18 protein-coding genes and 1 pseudogene are annotated in these 20,008 nt (G+C 60.9%); 14 read left to right on the top strand and 5 right to left on the bottom strand.

Annotated elements, in window-relative coordinates:
- Window positions 1-123 precede the first annotated feature (123 nt).
- Window positions 124-1,014 carry a LysR family transcriptional regulator gene (locus tag NB069_RS11400; protein WP_250583614.1) on the bottom strand — a complete coding sequence of 297 codons (891 nt, stop codon included), beginning with the start codon at window positions 1,012-1,014 and terminating at the stop codon, window positions 124-126.
- A 111-nt stretch (window positions 1,015-1,125) separates the two neighbouring features.
- Here NB069_RS11400 and NB069_RS11395 point away from each other — a divergent pair, with 111 nt between their 5' ends.
- Window positions 1,126-1,524 (top strand): (R)-mandelonitrile lyase, encoded by a 399-nt coding sequence (locus NB069_RS11395; RefSeq protein ID WP_250583612.1) that lies wholly within the window; start codon window positions 1,126-1,128, stop codon window positions 1,522-1,524.
- Here NB069_RS11395 and NB069_RS11390 read toward each other — a convergent pair.
- From NB069_RS11390 to NB069_RS11380, 3 genes are all read right to left on the bottom strand, one after another.
- Window positions 1,496-2,803, bottom strand: a complete 1,308-nt coding sequence (locus NB069_RS11390) for an HdeD family acid-resistance protein (RefSeq protein WP_250583610.1) — start codon at window positions 2,801-2,803, stop codon at window positions 1,496-1,498. The genes NB069_RS11395 and NB069_RS11390 overlap by 29 nt on opposite strands.
- A gap of 2 nt (window positions 2,804-2,805) precedes the next feature.
- A complete protein-coding gene (locus tag NB069_RS11385) occupies window positions 2,806-4,050 on the bottom strand; it encodes an MASE1 domain-containing protein (RefSeq protein ID WP_250583608.1) in 1,245 nt (414 codons plus the stop codon).
- 76 nt (window positions 4,051-4,126) lie between these two features.
- Window positions 4,127-5,662 (bottom strand): methyl-accepting chemotaxis protein, encoded by a 1,536-nt coding sequence (locus NB069_RS11380; RefSeq protein ID WP_250583606.1) that lies wholly within the window; start codon window positions 5,660-5,662, stop codon window positions 4,127-4,129.
- Window positions 5,663-6,006: 344 nt separating this feature from the next.
- Here NB069_RS11380 and NB069_RS11375 point away from each other — a divergent pair, with 344 nt between their 5' ends.
- The 10 genes and pseudogenes from NB069_RS11375 (at window position 6,007) to pptA (ending at window position 15,079) form a co-directional block, all read left to right on the top strand.
- On the top strand, window positions 6,007-6,546 hold the full coding sequence (locus tag NB069_RS11375; RefSeq protein ID WP_250583604.1) for a (d)CMP kinase: 540 nt from the start codon (window positions 6,007-6,009) through the stop codon (window positions 6,544-6,546).
- Between the two features lie 110 nt (window positions 6,547-6,656).
- Entirely contained in the window at window positions 6,657-7,652 is a 996-nt protein-coding gene (locus NB069_RS11370) for an LLM class flavin-dependent oxidoreductase (RefSeq protein WP_250583602.1), read from the top strand.
- On the top strand, window positions 7,649-8,770 hold the full coding sequence (locus tag NB069_RS11365) for an amidohydrolase (RefSeq protein ID WP_250583600.1): 1,122 nt from the start codon (window positions 7,649-7,651) through the stop codon (window positions 8,768-8,770). The genes NB069_RS11370 and NB069_RS11365 overlap by 4 nt, the downstream gene beginning before the upstream one ends.
- Before the next feature lie 15 nt (window positions 8,771-8,785).
- Window positions 8,786-11,046, top strand: a pseudogene (locus NB069_RS11360) (NtaA/DmoA family FMN-dependent monooxygenase).
- A 9-nt stretch (window positions 11,047-11,055) separates the two neighbouring features.
- Entirely contained in the window at window positions 11,056-11,565 is a 510-nt protein-coding gene (locus tag NB069_RS11355) for a GNAT family N-acetyltransferase (protein WP_250583598.1), read from the top strand.
- Between the two features lie 9 nt (window positions 11,566-11,574).
- Complete coding sequence (locus NB069_RS11350) at window positions 11,575-12,498, top strand: amino acid ABC transporter permease (RefSeq protein WP_250583596.1); 924 nt, start codon at window positions 11,575-11,577, stop codon at window positions 12,496-12,498.
- Window positions 12,482-13,255, top strand: a complete 774-nt coding sequence (locus NB069_RS11345; protein ID WP_250583594.1) for an amino acid ABC transporter ATP-binding protein — start codon at window positions 12,482-12,484, stop codon at window positions 13,253-13,255. The genes NB069_RS11350 and NB069_RS11345 overlap by 17 nt, the downstream gene beginning before the upstream one ends.
- Before the next feature lie 9 nt (window positions 13,256-13,264).
- The gene (locus NB069_RS11340) at window positions 13,265-14,152 is read left to right on the top strand and encodes a transporter substrate-binding domain-containing protein (RefSeq protein ID WP_250583592.1); all 888 of its coding nucleotides are present in this window, start codon (window positions 13,265-13,267) and stop codon (window positions 14,150-14,152) included.
- 43 nt (window positions 14,153-14,195) lie between these two features.
- A complete protein-coding gene (locus NB069_RS11335; RefSeq protein ID WP_250583590.1) occupies window positions 14,196-14,813 on the top strand; it encodes a glutathione S-transferase family protein in 618 nt (205 codons plus the stop codon).
- A gap of 35 nt (window positions 14,814-14,848) precedes the next feature.
- Window positions 14,849-15,079, top strand: a complete 231-nt coding sequence (pptA, locus tag NB069_RS11330; protein WP_250583588.1) for a tautomerase PptA — start codon at window positions 14,849-14,851, stop codon at window positions 15,077-15,079.
- 153 nt (window positions 15,080-15,232) lie between these two features.
- Here pptA and NB069_RS11325 read toward each other — a convergent pair whose 3' ends face one another.
- A complete protein-coding gene (locus NB069_RS11325) occupies window positions 15,233-16,129 on the bottom strand; it encodes a LysR family transcriptional regulator (RefSeq protein WP_250583586.1) in 897 nt (298 codons plus the stop codon).
- A 129-nt stretch (window positions 16,130-16,258) separates the two neighbouring features.
- On the opposite strand from NB069_RS11325, the gene NB069_RS11320 reads away from it, so the two are divergent.
- The 3 genes from NB069_RS11320 to NB069_RS11310 are packed head-to-tail and all read left to right on the top strand — an operon-like array spanning window position 16,259 to window position 19,915.
- Window positions 16,259-17,566, top strand: coding sequence for an MFS transporter (locus NB069_RS11320; RefSeq protein WP_250583584.1), 1,308 nt, complete (start codon window positions 16,259-16,261; stop codon window positions 17,564-17,566).
- 15 nt (window positions 17,567-17,581) lie between these two features.
- Entirely contained in the window at window positions 17,582-18,649 is a 1,068-nt protein-coding gene (locus tag NB069_RS11315) for a tartrate dehydrogenase (protein ID WP_250583582.1), read from the top strand.
- A 3-nt stretch (window positions 18,650-18,652) separates the two neighbouring features.
- Window positions 18,653-19,915 (top strand): glycerate kinase type-2 family protein, encoded by a 1,263-nt coding sequence (locus NB069_RS11310; protein ID WP_434543581.1) that lies wholly within the window; start codon window positions 18,653-18,655, stop codon window positions 19,913-19,915.
- Window positions 19,916-20,008 lie beyond the last annotated feature (93 nt).

Below are 20,008 nucleotides of genomic sequence, written 5' to 3'. Positions count from 1 at the left end.
CATTCTGCGTATGGATAAGGCAAAACATGGCGAAGCATCCTACCTGCAATTAATAAACGACGCAAAAAATAACGGAGTGAAAGTGATGCATGCTGAAGTAAAAATCCCGCCAGGGAAATCAGGCTAGTTTCGACGCAGCGCCTCGACCAGCAGGGCAAAGGCGGTGGTGTGCTGGCGGCGGCTGGGGTAGTAGAGGTGATAGCCGTCAAATACCGGACAGTACGCCTCCAGAACCCGCACCAGTCGCCCCTGGCTGATGGCCTCCTGCACTGTGTCCTGCGGGACATACGCCAGCCCCAGACCGGCCTCGGCGGCATCCAGACGCTCGGGGAGGTTATTCAACGTAAGCTGCCCGTCCACCCGGACGCGGATCTCCCGCCCCTCCTGGGTAAACTCCCACGCATACAGGCCGCCGCGCGTCGGCAGCCGCATGTTGATGCAGCGGTGATCTGCCAGCTGCTCCGGGGTTTGCGGCTCACTGAAGCGGGCAAAATAGTCCGGGGAGCCGACCACCGCCATTCGCATATCCGGCGCGATACGCATCGCAATCATATCCTTCGCTACCTGTTCGCCTAAGCGCACCCCGGCATCAAAACGCCCGTCGACGATATCCGTCAGGCCGTTATCCACCGTCACCTCGACGTGAATGTCCGGATACTGAGCCATAAAAGGCTTCAGCACCGGCCACAGCACCGCGCTCATGGCATGCTCTCCGGCGGTAATGCGGATATTGCCCGCCGGCTTGTCACGCATGTCGCGCAGGGCGGTCAGCTCCTGCTCGATCTCCAGCAGGTGCGGGCTCAGGCGCATAAACAGCTGTTCACCCGCCTCGGTAGGGGCAACGCTGCGGGTGGTACGGGTCAGCAACCGCATATCCAGCCTGGCTTCGAGATTACGCATGGCGTGGCTGAGGGCCGACTGCGACACGCCGAGCTGGGCCGCCGCGCGGGTGAAGCTGCGCTCCCGGGCAACCACCATAAACGACAGCAGATCGTTGAAGTTGTCTTTCAGCATCGCGGCTCTCCGGATATATGAATCTGGCTCATGGTTCCTTTCTGATTATGCAGTCTAATCCTCGCTGTGCGCATGCGCTACTGTTAACGCAACAGCAAACGAGGAGTCATTATGAAAATTATCCGCAGTGGTTCATTACCCTCCGTGCAGGGCCCCGAGGCCTGGTTTAGCGGTACCGTGCGCATCGACGCGCCGTTTCAGGCTACCGAACCGGCCAAAGTGGGCGGAGCGACCGTCACCTTCGAGCCGGGGGCGCGCACCGCATGGCATACCCATCCGCTGGGGCAGACCCTGATCGTGACCCAGGGGCGCGGCTGGCTACAGGAGTGGGGCAAAGAGGCTCAAGAACTCAATCAGGGGGATATCGCCTGGATCCCACCGGGGGTAAAACACTGGCACGGGGCCTGCGCCCGGACGGCGATGACCCACATCGCCATTGCCGAAGCGGTGAACGGCAGCCCGGTAGACTGGCTGGAAAAGGTTACCGACGCGCAGTATCCGCAGGCGTAGACAGCCTCTTTTTGATCAGCGCAAAAAGCGACACGCCGCCGGGATGAACGATGGCGTGCAGTGCCCGGGTGTAGTCCAGCACCAGCCCGGGCGTCCAGGCCATATTGGTGGCGCGTTTGCGCAGCTGGGCGGCGATCCAGAGCTCAGGAATAAACAGCAGGCGCACAAAACCGACCCCGGCACAGCGCTCTTGAAGTGCGCCGTCCAGCGCCGCCTCCAGGGCCCAGGCCACGCTGCTGGAGCAGTTGCGCCAGGTCAGGTTGTAGGTCTCGGTTTGCCGGTATTGCGTCCAGAAGCTGGTTAACGAGGCGGCATTAAAGGTTGAGAAGTGAATTTTACGGTTGGACTCGCACCAGATACCCGCCTCATAGCGGTAGCTAGGCTGGTATTTCCCTGCCACGGTGTTCGCCTCCACGGCCTTCAGCAGGTTAAAGAACTCGGAAGGGGAACGGTCGATCTCCGCCGCGGGATAGAGGCTGATATAGAGTTCCGGCGGGCACTCCAGCGCCGCATGGCCGGTGGAGATCACGCCGTTAGCATCCACGGCGGCGATGTAGCGGTTGATGACCGGGCGCGGCAGGGTCTGCTGTTTTGCCGATCCTTCCGGGGTCCAGACATGGACGATCAGTTGATTCCCCGACGTGTTGGCAACGGTGGGCGGCAACGTCTCGCGCGGGCCGGGGATCAGCGCCTGCGGGGCGAGAATATCAAACACCGAGCGACCGTGGCGGATCTGGCGCATGCGCAGGGAGAGGACGACCGACTGCACGCCGCCGGTGAGCATCACCATGCCGATAAACTGCGAGACGGTGCCGTCGTGCTGGGTAGGAAAAGGCAGGAACAGGAAAATCGCAAACAGGATCTGCGCCACGCCGGAAATCAGGGCGCGTCGCCAGTGGCTAAACCGCACCACCACGGCAGAGGCGATGGTGAACAGGCCGGTAATGAAGTACGCAATGCCAAAGACGATGGCCAGCGCCAGGGTGCCGTCATGACGCCCGGATAAAATCAAAATGGCGATCAGCAGAAACAGCCCGCCCTTAAAGTAAAAGATCCCGCGCTGGGTTCCCTTGGCCGCCGAGCCCAGCGTCAGGGAGACCAGGCTGTCGAGGAGCAGAAACAGGCCAAAGACATGCAGCGGAAAATGCAGTCCGCCCTGCAGGCCATCAATAAAAATAGCCAGCCCCAGTCCACCCCACAGAATGCCCGCCAGCATAAAGAACGGCGCCGCCTTGCGGACAAACGCCGCCCCGGCAAGTAAAAAGGCAATTTGCAGCATCGTTAACCCTCCTCCTGCGGCGTGGGCTGAAACAGGCTGGCGTTATCCTCAGACCAGAATGCGACAATCACCGGGCGATCGTTGTCCGTCATCAGCAGCATATTTCGCTCCGTAATTACCACGGACGGTTGGCCCGGCAGGGCAAGGGTAAAGTGAAATTGCTCCTTAACCGGCTGGCCTGCGGCAGTAGCCTGCCAGCGGGCGGCCATGTGTGCCTGCTCTTGTGGATCGGGAATGCGCGAGAGCAGCGCCTCCCGACGGGTAACCGGGGCTAACGCGGCGGCAAGAGGGGTGCTGGCATGGGGATCCCATGCCAGGCGGCCGGTTTCGATATCCAGAGAGTATGCCACGCTCCGGGCATGAAGATCCCTTTGCCGGTGCGTTTTCTGGGCGCGGATAAAGACCAGCAGCAGGGCGGCAGCGGAGAGGTAGCACTGGGCCAGCAAAATCGACTCTTCCGCCGTCAGGCGGGCTAAATAGAAGGGGCCGGTTTCCCGCCAGGAGGCGTAGATCACCACGGCGCTGAACAGAATAAACGCCACCGACGCCAGGCGATTGCCGCACACCACGGTGGTGGCGGTGAGCAAGATTAACGGCAGGCAGGCCAGAGAGTAGATCAGGGCGATATTGTCGCTGCGATCGGGCACCTCGCTGAAGATAAACAGCGTTGCCAGCAGGATCGCGAACACCAGACACACGCCCGCCAGCGACTCGCGGCGCGCGTCTTTATCCGGCGCCAGCAGGCCCATCAGCGGCGGCGTGACGAACAGCGTGCCGGTGACGTTGGCGCTCCACGCAAGCCAGAACCACGACATTTGCAGGGTGCCCGCGAGATAAGAGAGCCAGACCACGCCCGCCAGCGCGCTCAGGGTGCTGAAGACCACCGTGGCCATGATCCAGTTAACGATTTTGTGCAGCCTGTCATAACCCCGGGAAAAGTGGCGCACCGACCAGGCGATGCCCAGATGGCTGAGGAGCGAAAACGCCCCCAGCACCAGCGACACGTGGAAGGTGTGGTGAAAGGTTAAGCCCAGCGCCAGACGGGCGATAAACAGGACCAGCCCCAGCGCGAGCCACTGTTTTTTTGCGGTAAGGAGGAGGGCGGTGACGGCGACGCCTGAAGGTAACCAGATAAAAGCGGCCCGGATGTCGGGGCCGTCGAGGAAGAGTGAGAGCCAGCCCAGCAGATAATAGAGCGCGCCCCAGGCGAGTAATGAACAGGCTAACGTCAGTTTCTCTGCTTTCATTCAGGGCTCCCGGCGGCGATCGTCGCCTTAAAAAGATATGACCTTTTCGCCGGGTTAGCCATTTTTGTGGTGGGAGTCAGCCGCCAAACACCCCAATCGCCTGCTGCAACCTGGTGGTGCGCTGGGTCAGGTGGTTAGCCGCCAGAGTAACGTGCTCCACCATCCCGGTGTTGTTATGGGTCATTACCCCGATGCGTGAAATGGACTCGTTAATCAGGGTCAGGGCCTGGGTCTGCTCCTGGGTAGCGTGACCAATCTCCTTAATCAACGCCGACATGTTCAGCACGTTGCCAATCATGGTGGTCAGCTGGGTTTCGGTCTGCTCCACCATATCCACCCCGGCATTCACGCTGGCGACGTTTTTCTCGATAAGCGCGGCGATCTCTTTTGCCGCTGACGCCGAGTGCTGGGCCAGATTACGCACTTCGGCAGCCACCACTGCGAATCCACGACCGGCCTCCCCGGCGCGGGCGGCTTCCACCGCGGCATTTAACGCCAGGATATTGGTCTGGAAAGCGATCCGGTCGATGACGGAGATGATGTCGACAATCTGGCCGTTATCCCGGGAGACAGACTGCATCACGCCGATGGTCTGCTTCATCACCGACTCGCCGCGGTATGCGCTGGCGCGGGTCTGGTCCGCCATCTGGATCGCCTCTTCTGCGGTTTCGGCGGTCTGCTTAACCGCGCTGGCAATCTCTTCCACCGCGGCGGCGGTTTGCTGCAGATCGTCTGCCGTCTCCTCAGAACGTGCCTGCAAGGCATTGCCTTCTTTCGCCACCTGCTGGCTGATATCGCGAATGCCGCCGATCTGTGCCCCAACATCGTCCACCAGCGAGTTGAGGTTTAAGCCGGACTGATTAACCAGCCGCATCATTAAGCCTATTTCGTCAACGCGGTCGAAATGGGTGTAATCCGTTTTGCGGCCAGACACGATACGCTGCATCTGTTTTACGATGGTTTTTAACGGACGGCAGATCTGGCTGTTGAGAAACAGTCCCAGCAAAATAAACAGCAGCGCCAGCGTCGCTGTCTGAATTATCCCGGCAGGAAGTAATAAAGGAACGGCGAAAGAGAGCAGGGCGGCGATCCCCAGGGCATAATTAACGCGCTTTGTGGTGCTGAGCCGCTTAAATATCGAAAGAAAAGAGAGCATACCCCGACGGACCAGCACGCCTTTATAAAAACGATGGCCTTTTATTTCATTATTTCGCACCCGCTCGTAAAGGGCTTCACTGGCGTCAATCTCGTGGCGCTCGGGTATATTTCGCACTGAGATATACCCGGTCAGAACCTCATTCTGATAAACCGGGGTGACGTTGGCCCGCACCCAGTAGTGATCCCCGTTGTGACGGCGGTTCTTGACCATCCCGGTCCAGCTCTCGCCCTGTTGCAGGGTAAACCACATATCACCGAACGCCTCCGGAGGCATATCCGGATGGCGGATCACATTATGAGGCTCACCAATAAGATGCTCTTCTTTATAACCACTGGCATCAATAAAGGCCGAGTTCGCGTACGTAATATGACTTTGTGTATCGGTAGTCGACATTAAGGTCGACCCTTCGTTAAGCAAGTACTCGTTTTGTGTAACGTGAATGTTACGCCTCATGAATAACTCCGGCTGATGTCTGCGTAAAGAAATGCCGCCCGAAAAAGGTTCAGGCAAGGTGAAAATCTTATTTTTTAAAAAACGGACGGCGTATTCTCCACAAAATTTAATCAATTGGATAGCGTCACTATTAACTATTTTTTATCTGTTAATGGCGGCTGATGTAATAAAAATGCAATCAATAAAGCGCGGATATAAAGGCCAGCGGGGAATAACCCGACTTAAGGCAAATATAAAGAAATTAATGGATTCCTGGCATAAACCTGACTACCAGAAATAGCGTTTCATTAACACCGGTTAAACATTATTATATTGGCCCCGTTCTCCGAATCTCAGATGAAACGATGAAAATCAATATTATTGGCACCAGCGGCAGCGGAAAAAGCACCCTTGCCCGCAGAATTGCCGCTGAACTGGCGCTGCCCTGTATCGAAATGGACACCCTGTACTGGCTCCCGGCGTGGCAGGGCACCCCGGATGAGGTCCTCTTCGCAAAGCTGGAGACTGCCCTCAGCGCCAGCCCCGGTTGGGTGCTGGACGGCAACTACAACCGCACCCGCCCCGTGAAGTGGCGTGATGTCGACCTGGTGGTATGGGTAGATTATGGTTTCGCCCGCACCCTGCGCCAGGCGGTGATCCGGGCCGCGAAACGCGCCTGGACGCAGCAGGAGCTGTGGCCCGGCACCGGCAACCGGGAGAGCTTTCGCCGCTCCTTTTTTAGTCGCGAATCGATTCTGCTGTGGACCATCAAAACCTGGCGCAGCAACCGGGCGCGGTATGAAGCTGACATGCTCAACCCGAACTATGCCCACATTCGCTTCGTGCGCATCACCTCCCGTCAGCAGGCCGAAGCCCTGATCGCCGAACTGCGTGCAGCGCAGTAATCCGGGGCGGTATATCTGAAATCCGGCAAACCAAATGTAAATTAATTGTTTCTCAGAGGTGAAATCGCCCTTTAATAATGGCGACATGTTTAGTCAAACGAGATTGCAACATGTCATGGCGAATCAGCATTCTGGATAAAAGTCCTGTCGCAGAACACGAAACGGCCGCCGATGCCCTGGCACGCACTTTAAGCCTGGCGCAGCAGGCCGAGTCGCTGGGTTATCACCGCTTCTGGATTGCCGAACACCACAACACCCCGCAACTGGCGAGCCCGTCGCCGGAGCTACTGATTGCCTGGATCCTGGGGCAGACGCGTCGCATTCGGGTCGGCTCAGGCGGGGTAATGCTACAACACTACAGCCCGTACAAAGTGGCCGAAAACTTCAACCTGCTGGCGGCTATCGCCCCGGGTCGGGTGGATCTGGGTATCGGCAAAGCGCCCGGCGGCCTGCCGCTGTCGACAAAGGCGTTACAGCTCGGCCTTAACCCGCAGCAGAAGGGGGATTTTGCCTCCCAGCTGGCGCAGCTGAACGGCTGGATTAACCCGACGTCACTGGAGGAGGCGGTACGCGCCACCCCGCACCCGCAGGTGCCTGCGGCGGGTTTCCTGCTGGGGGCCAGCACGGAGAGCGCACGCCTTGCCGCCAGCCTTAACTGGGACTTCGTGTTTGCCGCCCATCTCAACGGCGATCCCGCGCTTCTGCGTGAGGTGATTGGCACCTGGCGCGCCCTCAGCGCCCGGGAGGTGATTGTCGCGGTGCAGGCCATCGTTGCCCCAACCCAGGGGCAGGCCCGGGCGCTGGCGAGCGCAGTCGAAGTCTGGGGCGTTGAGCTTGCGAACGGCCAGCGGGTGACCGTCGCCAGCGAAGAGCAGGCCTACGCCTTTGCCCGTCAGGCGGGCAGCGAGCCGCTGCGTATCGCCCGTCGCGCCCAGTCTCTGCTGGCTGGCACCGCCGAATTCGTACTCGACCAGCTCGAGGCGCTGCATCAGCAGTGGGGCATTGATGAGTTCATTATCGATACCCCAGTCGCCGACGGCCCGGCCCGCGTCCAGTCCCTGCGCCTGCTGGCCCAGGCCCGACAGCTGCGGGAGGTGGCGGTATGAGCCTCGAACAACAGCTGATCGCCTGGCGCCGCGAGCTGCACCAGAACCCGGAGCTCTCCGGCGAAGAGGTGGAAACCACCGCCCGCCTGCGCCAGTGGCTGAAAGCGGCCGGGATCGCCGTCCTGCCTTATGACCTGCCTACCGGCGTGGTGGCCGAAGTGGGCAGGGGCGAAAAGCAGATCGCCCTGCGTGCGGATATCGATGCGCTGCCCATTGAGGAGCGCAGCGGCGTGGCGTTTACCTCGCAGCGTGCCGGTGTCATGCACGCCTGCGGCCACGACGTCCACACCAGCGTGATCCTCGGCGCGGCCTTAACCCTGAAAGCCCGTGAAAGCGAGCTGAGTGGAAGAGTGCGGATCCTGTTCCAGCCTGCGGAGGAGAACTTCGGCGGCGCGAAAAGCCTGGTTCGCGCCGGTGCCCTGCGCGACGTCAGCGCCATCTTCGGCATGCATAACGAACCTGGCTTACCGGTGGGGCACTTTGCCACCCGTGGCGGCCCGTTCTACGCCAACGTCGACCGCTTTATCTTCCGCATTACCGGCAAGGGGGCGCATGCCGCCCGCCCGCACGAAGGTAACGACGCCATTGTCATCGCCAGCCAGCTGGTCACCGCCCTGCAAAGCGTCGCCAGCCGCAACGTTAACACCCTTGATTCGGTGGTGCTGAGCGTGACGCGCATTACCGGGGGGAACACCTGGAACGTCCTGCCGGAGAGCGTTGAGCTGGAGGGCACCCTGCGCACCCACCGCACCGAAGTGCAGCAGAACGTAAAGGCCCGGGTGGCGGAAATCGCCGCCGGGTTCGCCAGCGCCTTTAACGCGCAGATCGACATCACCTGGTATGCCGGGCCCACCGCGCTGGTTAACGATGCGGCCTGGGCCGAGTTTGCCACCTCGGTGGCACAGGAAACCGGCTACGAGACGCAGCAGGCCGAACTGCATATGGGCGGGGAGGATTTCGCCGTCTACCTCCAGCAGATCCCCGGCGCCTTCGTCAGCATCGGCAGCGCCAGCCAGTACGGCTTACATCATCCGGCTTTTAACCCGGATGAAGCCTTAATCGAACCCGCCGCGCGATACTTCGCCCGGCTTGCGGAAAAAGCACTGAATCAACTTTAAGGGTAAGGAGTGAATATGTCCGCAACACGACAGCTGCGTCTTGGCACCATCCTGCACGGCGCATCGGGGAACATGTCGGCCTGGCGCCACCCGGCGGCCCCCGCCGATGCCAGCATCAATTTTGAATTCGTCAAAGAGACGGCCCTGAAGGCCGAAGCGGGCAAGCTCGACTTCATCTTTGTCGCCGACGGCCTGTACATCAACGAGAAGTCGATCCCGCATTTTCTCAACCGCTTTGAGCCCCTGACCGTGCTGTCGGCGCTGGCGACCGTCACCTCAAGGCTGGGGCTGGTAGGGACCTTGTCCACCTCCTACAGCGAGCCCTTCACCGTGGCGCGCCAGTTTGCCAGCCTTGATCACCTGAGTAACGGCCGGGCAGGCTGGAACGTGGTGACGTCGCCCCTGGAAGGGTCGGCGAAGAACTTCTCCCGGGAAAAACACCCGGAGCACGCCCTGCGTTACCGCATCGCCGATGAGTACCTCTACGTGGTGAAAGGGCTCTGGGACTCCTGGGAGGGCGACGCCTTTGTGCGCAATAAAGAGACCGGGCGGTTCTTCGACCCACAAAAGCTGCACACCCTCGATCACCACGGCGATTTCTTTAAGGTGGCCGGGCCGCTGAACATTGGCCGCACCCCGCAGGGCAGACCAATTGTCTTTCAGGCCGGTGCCTCTGACGACGGCAAAAAGCTGGCGGCAAAACACGCCGACGCCATCTTCACCCACCATGAAACCTTTGAGGAGGCCCAGGCCTTCTGGCACGACGTGAAAAGCCAGCTGAAACAGCATGGCCGTCGGGCTGATGAACTGCACATCTTCCAGGGGGTGAGCGTCATCGTCGGCAACGATGCCGACGACGTGGAGCAGCAGTACCAGACCACCGCCGCGCTGGTCTCTGTTAATGATGCCCTGAACTATCTCGGCCGCTACTTCGAGCATCACGACTTCAGCCAGTATCCGCTGGATGAAGCCTTCCCGGATATCGGCGACCTCGGCAAAAACAGCTTCCGCAGCACCACGGATGAGATCAAGCGCAACGCCCGGGAGCGCAACCTAACCCTGCGCCAGGTGGCCCTGGAGGCGGCCTCACCCCGGCCGCGTTTTTCCGGCACCCCGGAGCAGGTGGCCGATGGTTTACAGCAGTGGTTTGAGGGTTACGCAGCAGACGGGTTCATCATCCAGGGCGGCACGCCGGATACCTTCCCGCGCTTTGTTGACCAGGTGGTGCCGCTGTTGCAGGCGCGCGGCCTGTTCCGCACCGACTATCCTGGTACCACCCTGCGTGACAGCCTGGGGTTAGATCAGCCCGTTAATCAGTTCACACAACAATAAGAGACACTGCCATGCAAAAATCATCGCTTATTCTGGCGCTCGCGCTGGCCTTTACCCCTGCCGTCTGGGCAGAGAACGTCAACATTAATGGCACCGGGGTAAGCCTCGAGGCCAACAAAACGCCGATTAACACCGCGAAAAACCCGGAGGCCATTGCCCTGCTCCCGGCCAGCTTCAAACCGGTGGTGCCGGGGAAATTCACCGTGGCAATTGCCGGGCTGAGCCAGCCGCCGCTGACGGTGTTTGCCGATGACAACAAAACGCTGATAGGCAGCGAGGCCGATATCGCCCGTCTGGTGGCCGACAGCCTCGGGCTGGAGCTGAACGTGGTGCCGACCTCCTGGGAGGACTGGCCGCTGGGGGTGACGTCCGGGAAATACGACGCGGCCATCAGCAACATCACCGTCACCAAAGAGCGCAAAGAGAAGTTCGACTTTGCCACCTACCGTAAAGACTCGCTGGGCTTCTACGTGAAATCCACCAGCCCGATCAAGAAACTTGAGACAGCGGAAGACATCGCCGGGCTGCGGATCATCGTGGGATCCGGCACTAATCAGGAGGCGATCCTGCTGGCATGGGATGCCGAAAACCAGAAGAAGGGGCTGAAGCCGTTCACCCCGATCTACACCAAAGATGATGCGGCCCAGACCCTGGCGCTGCAGTCCGGTCGCGCGGATGCTTACTTTGGCCCGAACGTGATTGGCGCGTGGAAAGCGGCGCTGACCGGCAAAACCAAACTGGTGGGCAGCGTCGACGGCGGCTGGCCGAAAGCGGCGCACATTGCCGTGACCCTGAAAAAAGGCAGCGGCCTGGCGGAGCCGGTACAGACCGCACTCAACGGCGCGATCAAAAACGGCGACTACGACAGGGTGCTGAACCGCTGGGGGGAAGGCGTGGAGCGTATTCCGGCATCAGAAGTTAACCCGGCTGGCCTCGGCGACTAAGGAGATCCCATGAGCGACCTTTTTCGCGACGTATCGCCGGAAGACGCCGATCTTCAGCCCATCATCGACGGGCTGTTCGGCGAGTACGCGGCACGCTACGGCGACTACTTCTCTAAAGATGCCGAGGTGGAACTGACCGAATGGTATCTGGCGCCGCAGGGGCTGTTTATTGTGCTGGAGCGCGACGGAAAAATCATCGCCACCGGGGCATACAAACCCTTAGATGCAGAGACCGCCGAGATCAAACGTATCTGGACCGACAAATCCCTGCGCCAGCAGGGTCTTGCCGCCCGGGTGGTGCAGGAGCTGGAGCGGCGGGCAGTACTGGCCGGTTACAGCCAGATCTATCTCACCACCGGCTTTCGCCAGCCAGAAGCGGTGCGGCTCTACCTGAGCCAGGGCTACGCGGCGCAGTTCGATCTGACCCGCGACCCGGAAGAGTACAGCCAGCCGCCGTTTGACGGACGGCTGCGCTTCACCAAAACGCTGGTACGCGAAGCGTTCAGTAAATCGGCATGAGGAACGACGATGAACAACGTTGAAACCATCAAAGTGGTCCCGGCGCGCTACCCGCTGCGCACCCTTGGCGCCGTTGTCGCGCTGTTTGTCCTGGCGGTGGTTGTCCAGTCGGTGGCCTTTAATCCCCGCTGGGAGTGGGCGGTCTTTGCCCGCTGGTTCTTTGACCCGGTGATCCTCGAAGGGGTAGGGCAGACGCTGCTGCTGACGCTGATCGGCACCGTGCTCAGCGTGGTGATAGGCGGCCTGCTGGCGCTGGCGCGGCTCTCCTCGTCGTGGCTGCTGAGCACCCTGGCGTGGGGCTATATCTGGCTGTTTCGCTCCCTGCCGCTGATTGTGGTGTTGATCGTTCTCTACAACTTCTCCTATCTGTACGACACCCTCTCCCTTGGCGTGCCGTTCACCGGCATCACCTGGGGCAGCTTTGAGACCATCAACGTGCTGGGGCAGTTTTCCACGGCCGTCGTCGGGCTGACGCTGGTGCAGAGCGCCTATACCGCGGAGATCGTTCGCGGCGGCTTCTTAGGGGTCGATCACGGCCAGTACGAAGCGGCCGCGGCGCTGGGTTTACCGGCCTCGCGCCGCACCCTGCGCATCATCCTGCCCCAGGCGCTGCGCACCATTCTCCCGGCCGGGTTTAACGAGGTCATCAGCCTCGCCAAAGGCACGGCGATGGTGTACGTCCTGGCGATGCCGGAGCTGTTCTACACCATCCAGATGATTTACAACCGCACCCAGGAGGTGATCCCGCTCCTGATGGTCGGCGCCGTCTGGTATCTGGTGATCACCACCGTGCTCTCCGCCATTCAGCATCTGGTTGAACGGGGGCTGGCCCGCAGCGAGCGCCGCTCGGCGGTGAACAGCGCCCGCGCCACCCGCAGCCGTTCCGTGACCACCCAATCGACACAGGAGCCTGTCCATGCAAGCCTCTCCTGAAGGACATATTTCCATTACCGGCGTAAGCAAGTTCTTTGGGCGCCACAAGGCGCTGGATAACGTCTCGTTGGAGATCCCGCCGGGCTCGGTAACGGTGATCCTCGGCCCGTCCGGCTCGGGTAAATCAACCCTGCTGCGCACCATTAACCACCTGGAGCGCGTGGATGAAGGCTTTATCCAGATTGACGGGGACTACATCGGCTATCGCCGGGAGGGCGATACGCTGTACGAGCTGAAGGAGAAAGCGATCCTTAAGCAGCGCGTCAACGTGGGCTACGTGTTCCAGAACTTCAACCTGTTCCCCCACCTGACGGTGCTGGAGAACCTGATTGAGGCCCCCATCGCCCATAAACAACTGAGCCGTAAAGCGGCCATCGAGCGGGCTTACGAACTGCTGGACGTGGTGGGGCTGCGGGATAAAGCCGACGCCTGGTCGCGCCATCTTTCCGGCGGTCAGCAGCAGCGTATCGCCATTGCCCGCGCTCTGGCCCTGCGCCCGCGGGTGATCCTGTTTGATGAACCGACGTCGGCGCTGGATCCGGAGCTGGTGGGCGAGGTGCTGGACGTCATTAAAAAGCTGGCCCGCTCCGGCACCACCCTGGTGGTGGTGACCCATGAGATTGGCTTTGCCCGGGAAGTGGCGGACCAGGTGGTGTTTATGGTCGACGGCAAAATCGTGGAGCAGGGCAGCAGCGACGAGGTGCTGAACCGCCCGTCCCACGCCCGAACGCGGCAGTTCCTGTCCAAAGTGCTGTAAGGAGAGAAGATGAAAAAGGGATTACTGGCTTTGTTAGTGGTGGCCTCTGCCAGCCACGCGGAGATTGATTTACAGGCCAACGAGCAGCCGCTGCGGGTGACGGTGGATCCGCAGGCGGTGGCGAAAATTCCGGCCAGCTATAAGTTTGTTGAACCGGGCACCTTAACCGTGGCGATTTCGGCCCTCAACTCGCCGCCGCTGGCGCTGCTGGCCAGCGACAACCGCACCCGCATCGGCAGCGACCCGGATGTTGCCCGGCTGCTGGCTGGCAGTCTCGGCCTGAAACTCAAGCTGGTGCCGACGGCGTGGGAGGACTGGCCGCTGGGGATCACCTCCGGGCGTTACGACGTGGCGCTGGTCAATATTGCGGTGACCGAGCAGCGTAAACAGAAGTTTGATTTCGCCACCTATCGCGTCGATAACCTGGCCTTCTCGGTGAAATCCACCAGTGAGGTGCAGTCGATCAAAAGCGCCGCCGATCTGGCGGGCAAGAAGGTGATTGTCGGGTCCGGCACTAACCAGGAGCGCATTCTGCTCGGCTGGAACGAGGAGAACAAAACCGCCGGGCGCGAGCCTGCGCTGCCGGTTTACCTGACCGACGACGCCTCCGGCAATCTCTATATCCAGTCCGGCAGGGCGGATGTGTTCTTTGGCCCGCAGTCGGTCTCGTCCTATAAAGCGGCGCTGACCGGTAAAACCCGGGTGGTGGGTTTAGGTCCGAAAAAGGCGTACGTGGCCACCACCACCAAAAAGGGCAACGAGCTGGTGTACGCCTTGCAGGCCGCCCTGGACGGGGCTATCCAGCGGGGTGAGTACCAGCAGGTGCTGGCGCGCTGGGGTGAACAGGGAGAAGCGGTGGCGCAGTCGGTAGTCAACCCGCCGGGGATCACCTACTGATGCTGCTCTACACTTAGGGTTTTGACCCGCGAGTGGAGAGAACATGATTAAAGTCTATGGCGTACCGGGCTGGGGCTCAGCCATCAGTGAGGTGATGCTGACCCTGGCCGACATCCCGTATCAGTTCATCGACGTCGACGGTTTTGATAAGCCGGGCGCCACGCGTGAGCTGCTCGAAAAGCTCAACCCTCTGTGTCAGGTGCCAACCCTGGAACTGGAAAATGGCGAGATCATGACGGAAACGGCGGCGATTGCGCTGATGATCCTCGATCGCTGCCCGGATCTGGCACCCCCGGTCGGACGCGCGGAGCGCCAGCAGTTTCAGCGCCTGCTGATCTGGCTTGTGGCTAACGTCTATCCCACCTTTACTTACGCCGACTACCCGGAGCGCTGGGCACCGGATGCGCCAGAGCAGCTGCAAAAAAACTGCATTGAATACCGCAAATCGCTCTACCTGTGGCTGGACAGCCATCTGAAGGCCACCCCGTATGCCTTTGGCGAACAGATAACTCTGGTCGATTGCTACCTGTGCGTGATGCGTATCTGGGGGCCACGCCCGGACTGGTTTGCCGCCAATACGCCGAAAATCACTGCGATTGCCGATAGCGTGTGCAAGCTCCCGAAACTGCACAAGGTGCTAAAAGAGAACAACATTCTCTGATAGGCTGGAACGCACATTCAAAAGGAGACCTGCACATGCCACACGTTGATATCAAATGTTTTCCCCGCGACCTGAACGACGAACAGAAAACCGCCCTGGCGGCGGATATCGCCGAGGTGATCACCCGTCATCTGAACAGTAAAGATCGCTCCATCTCCGTGGCCCTGAACGAAGTTCAGGAAGCGGACTGGAAAGCGCATGTCTGGGATACGGAGATTGGCCCGAAGCTGGACGAGCTGATTAAGAAGCCGGGTTATTCGATGTAAGTGTTTTGCCGGGTAGCGGCTACGCCTGACCCGGCCTACAGGGAACCGTGCGGTGTTCTGCCGGATGGTGGCTACGCCTGACCCGGCCTACAAAGGCCTGGAACCCGTAGGCCGGGCAAGCGTAGCGTCGCCCGGCACACAGGCCGTACAACGTTAAACGTACAATTCAGGATGCTCGTCAAGCATCGCCAGCATATTATCCCGAATCTCATCCTGTGCTCCGGCCATCCACACCGCCTCCAGCGGCATTCCCATCAGGTCGGCACCATTCAGCTTCACAAACTTCACCCCCGGCATCAGATAGCGACTGCTCCAGGCGGGCACAATCGCCAGCCCAATTCCCGCCGCCACCAGGTTGATGATGGTCTGCTTCTCATCCGCCATCTGTGACACTGTCACCTCTATTCCGGCCTGATGAAACAGATTCATGGTCAGGTCGTGGCTGTGCGGGCGCGAACGCCGCTCCGGCAGGATCATTGGCATCCCTTCAAGCTCCACGATATCCACCGCCTCGCGCCCGGCGAACGGATGGCTGGCGGGCAGGGCCAGAATACCCGGCTCGTTGCACAAAAATGCCCGGCCAAACTGCACGTCGAGCTGGGCAGGCGGGCGGATAAACACCAGATCCAGCCTGCCGCTTTTCAGCTTCGGCAGCAGATGCACGGTCTTATCTTCGAACAGCTGGATCTCCACCTCCGGGTAGAGCTGGCGGAACAGATGCAGCAGCCCGGGCAATAAACCGATGGCCGCGCTGTCGATAGTCCCGACGCGTAAAAGCGGCTGTGAGCGACGCGGATTTTGACGAAATTGCAACATAATCGCGTCGGCATGGGCGAGCAGTTTTCGCGCCTCTTCCCGCAGCAGGACGCCGTTCTCCGTCAGCGCCACCCGGCGGGTCGAGCGGGTGAACAGACGCGTGCCAAGTGCCTCTTCTAAAAGACGAATATTTCTTCCCAGGGCAGAAGGCAGCATATCCAGCCGCTGGGCCGCCTGGCCGAAATGCAGGGTCTCTGCCACCGCCAGGAAACAGCGCAGGTGTTGTAGTTCCATGTTGGCTCGCTCGTGATTATTGCATTTTTTTGTATAAACCGATGCGCATGATCATGCAAGAAATATCAGCATACTCATCAAAGCAGCCCGACTGCGTACCCTACAAAATAATTATGAGGAACACCTCACATGACCTGCACAATCGAACAACGGGTAATGCGCAAAATCACCTTGCGCATCGTGCCCTTCATCATGCTGTTGTATTTCATCGCCTTCCTTGACCGCGTCAACATCGGTTTCGCGGCGCTCACCATGAATGCCGACCTCGGTTTCTCCCCGGCGGTGTTTGGCTTCGGGGCCGGGATCTTCTTCCTCGGCTACTTCCTGTTTGAAGTTCCGTCCAACCTCATCCTGCATAAGGTCGGGGCGCGCATCTGGATTGCGCGGGTGATGATCACCTGGGGGCTGGTCTCCGGCGGCATGGCCTTTGTTCAGGGCACCACCAGCTTCTACACCCTCCGTTTCCTCCTCGGCGTGGCGGAAGCCGGATTCTTCCCGGGGATCATCCTCTACTTAAGCTACTGGTTCCCGGCGCAGAAGCGCGCCCAGGTCACGGCCATCTTTATGGCGGCGGCCCCCATTTCCACCGCACTCGGCTCGCCGATCTCCGCCGCGCTGCTGGAGATGCACGGCATGATGGGCTTTGCCGGCTGGCAGTGGATGTTTGTTCTTGAAGCGGTTCCGGCGGTGATCCTCGGCGTGGTGGTGCTGTTCTGGCTTACCGACCGCCCCGAGAAAGCGAAATGGCTCAGCGAAGAGGAGCGCGGCTGGCTGACTGGCACCCTGCAACGCGAGCAGGCGGCGAAACAAGCCACGGCGCAGCACAGCGTCTGGAAAGGACTGCTGGATAAACGCGTGCTGGCGCTCTCTCTGGTCTACTTTGGTACTTCCGCCGGGCTCTATACCCTGGGCATCTGGTCGCCGCAGATCATCAAAACGCTCGGCGTCTCCTCCATGACTGTTGGCCTGCTGAATGCCATTCCGGCCGTGATTGCCGTCGTGGCGATGGTGCTCTGGGCGCGTCATTCCGACCGAACAGGCGAACGCTCCTGGCACGTCATTGCCGCCTGCATCGTGGCTGCGGCCGGGCTGTTTATGGCGGGCACTACGGCAAGCATCGTCGGGGTGATCCTCGCCCTGACCATCGTTAACTGCGGCATCAGCGCCTCTAAACCCCCGCTGTGGAGCATGCCCACGCTGTTCCTTTCCGGTTCGGCGGCAGCGGCAGGTATCGCCACCATCAACTCCCTCGGCAACCTCGGCGGCTTTGTCGGTCCGTTCATGATTGGCCTGATTAAGCAGCACACCGGCAGTTACACCTGGGGGCTGTGGTTTGTGGCCGGGTTGTTGATCCTCTCCTCGCTTGTTGTGCTGTGGCTGTCGGCATCCAGCCGCAAAACCCAGCCCAGCGAACCCTTAGTTCAGTCAAAACATTAATTTAAGGAAACACAGATGAAAGATTACGCGATTGCAGCCATCCCCGCAGACGGTATCGGCCCGGAAGTGATCACCGCAGGGGTAGAGGTGTTACATGCGCTGGCGCAGCGTCAGGGAAATATGCGTTTCTCGGTACATACCTTCGAATGGGGTTCGGACTATTACAAGACGCACGGCGTGATGATGCCGGAGGACGGACTCGCGCAGTTAAAAGCCTTTGATGCCATTTACTTTGGTGCCGTGGGCGCGCCGGACGTACCGGACCACATCACCCTATGGGGGCTGCGTCTGCCGATTTGTCAGGGCTTCGACCAGTATGCCAACGTGCGCCCCACCAAAATCCTGCCGGGCATTCAGTCCCCGCTGCGCAAAGCGGTGCCGGGCACTCTCGACTGGGTGATTGTGCGTGAGAACTCGGAGGGGGAATACTCCGGGCACGGCGGGCGGGCGCACCGTGGTCTGCCGGAGGAAGTCGGCACCGAGGTGGCGATCTTCACCCGCACCGGAGTGACGCGCATTATGCGCTATGCCTTCCGCCTGGCGCAGAGCCGCCCGCGTAAGCTGTTAACCGTGGTCACCAAATCTAACGCCCAGCGTCACGGGATGGTGATGTGGGATGAGATCGCCGCCGAGGTGGCCCGCGAGTTCCCGGACGTCACCTGGGATAAAATGCTGGTGGATGCCATGACCGTGCGCATGACCCTGCACCCGGAGTCGCTGGACACCATAGTGGCAACCAATCTCCATGCCGACATCCTCTCGGATCTGGCCGGGGCGCTGGCAGGCAGTCTGGGTGTGGCGCCGACCGCCAATATCGACCCGGAGCGTCGTTTCCCGTCAATGTTCGAGCCGATCCACGGTTCGGCGTTTGATATCACCGGCAAAGGCATCGCCAACCCGGTCGCCAGCTTCTGGACCGCGGCGCAGATGCTGGAACATCTGGGCGAGAACGAAGCCGCCGCGCGCCTGATGGCCGCCGTGGAAAAAGTCTGCGCCGGGGGGATCATGACCCCGGACGTGGGCGGGACGGCCAACACCCGCGAGGTCACCCAGGCGGTGATCCGCGCCATCACAGAAGGCTGACCTATGGCTCAACACGACGACAGCGCCCTGAGAGGGGCGCTTACTGAGATCTTCATGGCGGCGGTGAAGAGTGCCGACCCCCATGAAGCACTGCTCAAAGCCCTGCCGGAGAAACCGCGCGGTCGCTGCATTGTGGTGGGGGCCGGAAAAGCCAGCGCCGCCATGGCCGCCGCGCTGGAGACCGCCTGGCCGGATGTCGATCTTCAGGGTGTTGTAGTGACCCGTTACGGCCACGCGGCCCCGACGCAAAAAATCCGCATCGTCGAGGCGGCGCACCCGGTCTCCGATGCCATGAGCGAAGTCGCCTCGATGCTGATGATGGAGCAGGTGAAAAACCTTACCGCCGACGACTGCGTGATCGCGCTTATTTCCGGCGGGGGCTCGTCCCTGCTGGCGCTGCCGCGCAAGGGGATTACGCTTGCCGACAAGCAGGCGGTGAACAAGGCGCTGCTAAAAAGCGGGGCGACCATCAACGAGGTGAATACCGTTCGCAAGCAGCTGTCGGACATCAAAGGCGGGCGCCTGGCGCTGGCTGCCAGACCTGCCCGGGTGATCACGTTGATTATCAGCGACGTACCCGGCGACGATCCCCAGAGCATCGCCTCTGGCCCGACGGTGGCGGACAGCTCAACCCCGGAGGAGGCGCTGGAGATTATCGCCCGCTACGGTCTGGAACTGCCGGAGCCGGTGATGCGGGTATTGCAGACTCCGCGCCCGCCGGTAACGCCTGCGGACATTGACGAGGATATCCGCCTTATCGCTACCCCGTCCGGGGCGCTGGCCGCCGCGGCCTCAGTTGCCAGGCGGATGGGCTACACCCCGCTGATTCTGGGCGATGCGCTGGAGGGTGAAAGCGCCCAACTGGGGATTGTGATGGCCGGCATCGCCAAATCGGTGAAGCAGCACGGCCTGCCGGTGAAAGGCCCGGCGGTGCTGCTGAGCGGCGGCGAGACCACGGTGACCCTTGGCGACACCGGCTGCGGGCGCGGCGGACGCAACACCGAGTTTCTGCTGGCGCTGGCCTGCGCGCTGAAGGGCGAGGAGGGGATCTACGCCATCGCCGGGGACAGCGACGGGATCGACGGAACCGAGGATGCCGCAGGCGCGATCGTCACGCCGGATACGCTGTCGCGCACCGGGCTGGATGCGAAGGCGATGCTGCGCGGGCACGACAGCTACAGCTACTTTGCCGCGCTGGGGGATCTGGTGGTGACCGGCCCGACGTTAACCAATGTGAATGATATTCGGGTGATAATGGTCAGGTAAGGTGGTATCGCCGGGCGGCAGCTTCGCTTTGCCCGGCCTACAACTTCACGCGCCCGTAGGCCGGGTAAGGCGGAGCCGCCACCCGGCGTTGTT

It is taken from the genome of Leclercia adecarboxylata, assembly GCF_023639785.1.
Classification (GTDB): Bacteria; Pseudomonadota; Gammaproteobacteria; order Enterobacterales; family Enterobacteriaceae; genus Enterobacter; species Enterobacter adecarboxylatus_D.
This window is presented reverse-complemented; position numbering and strand designations above follow the sequence as displayed.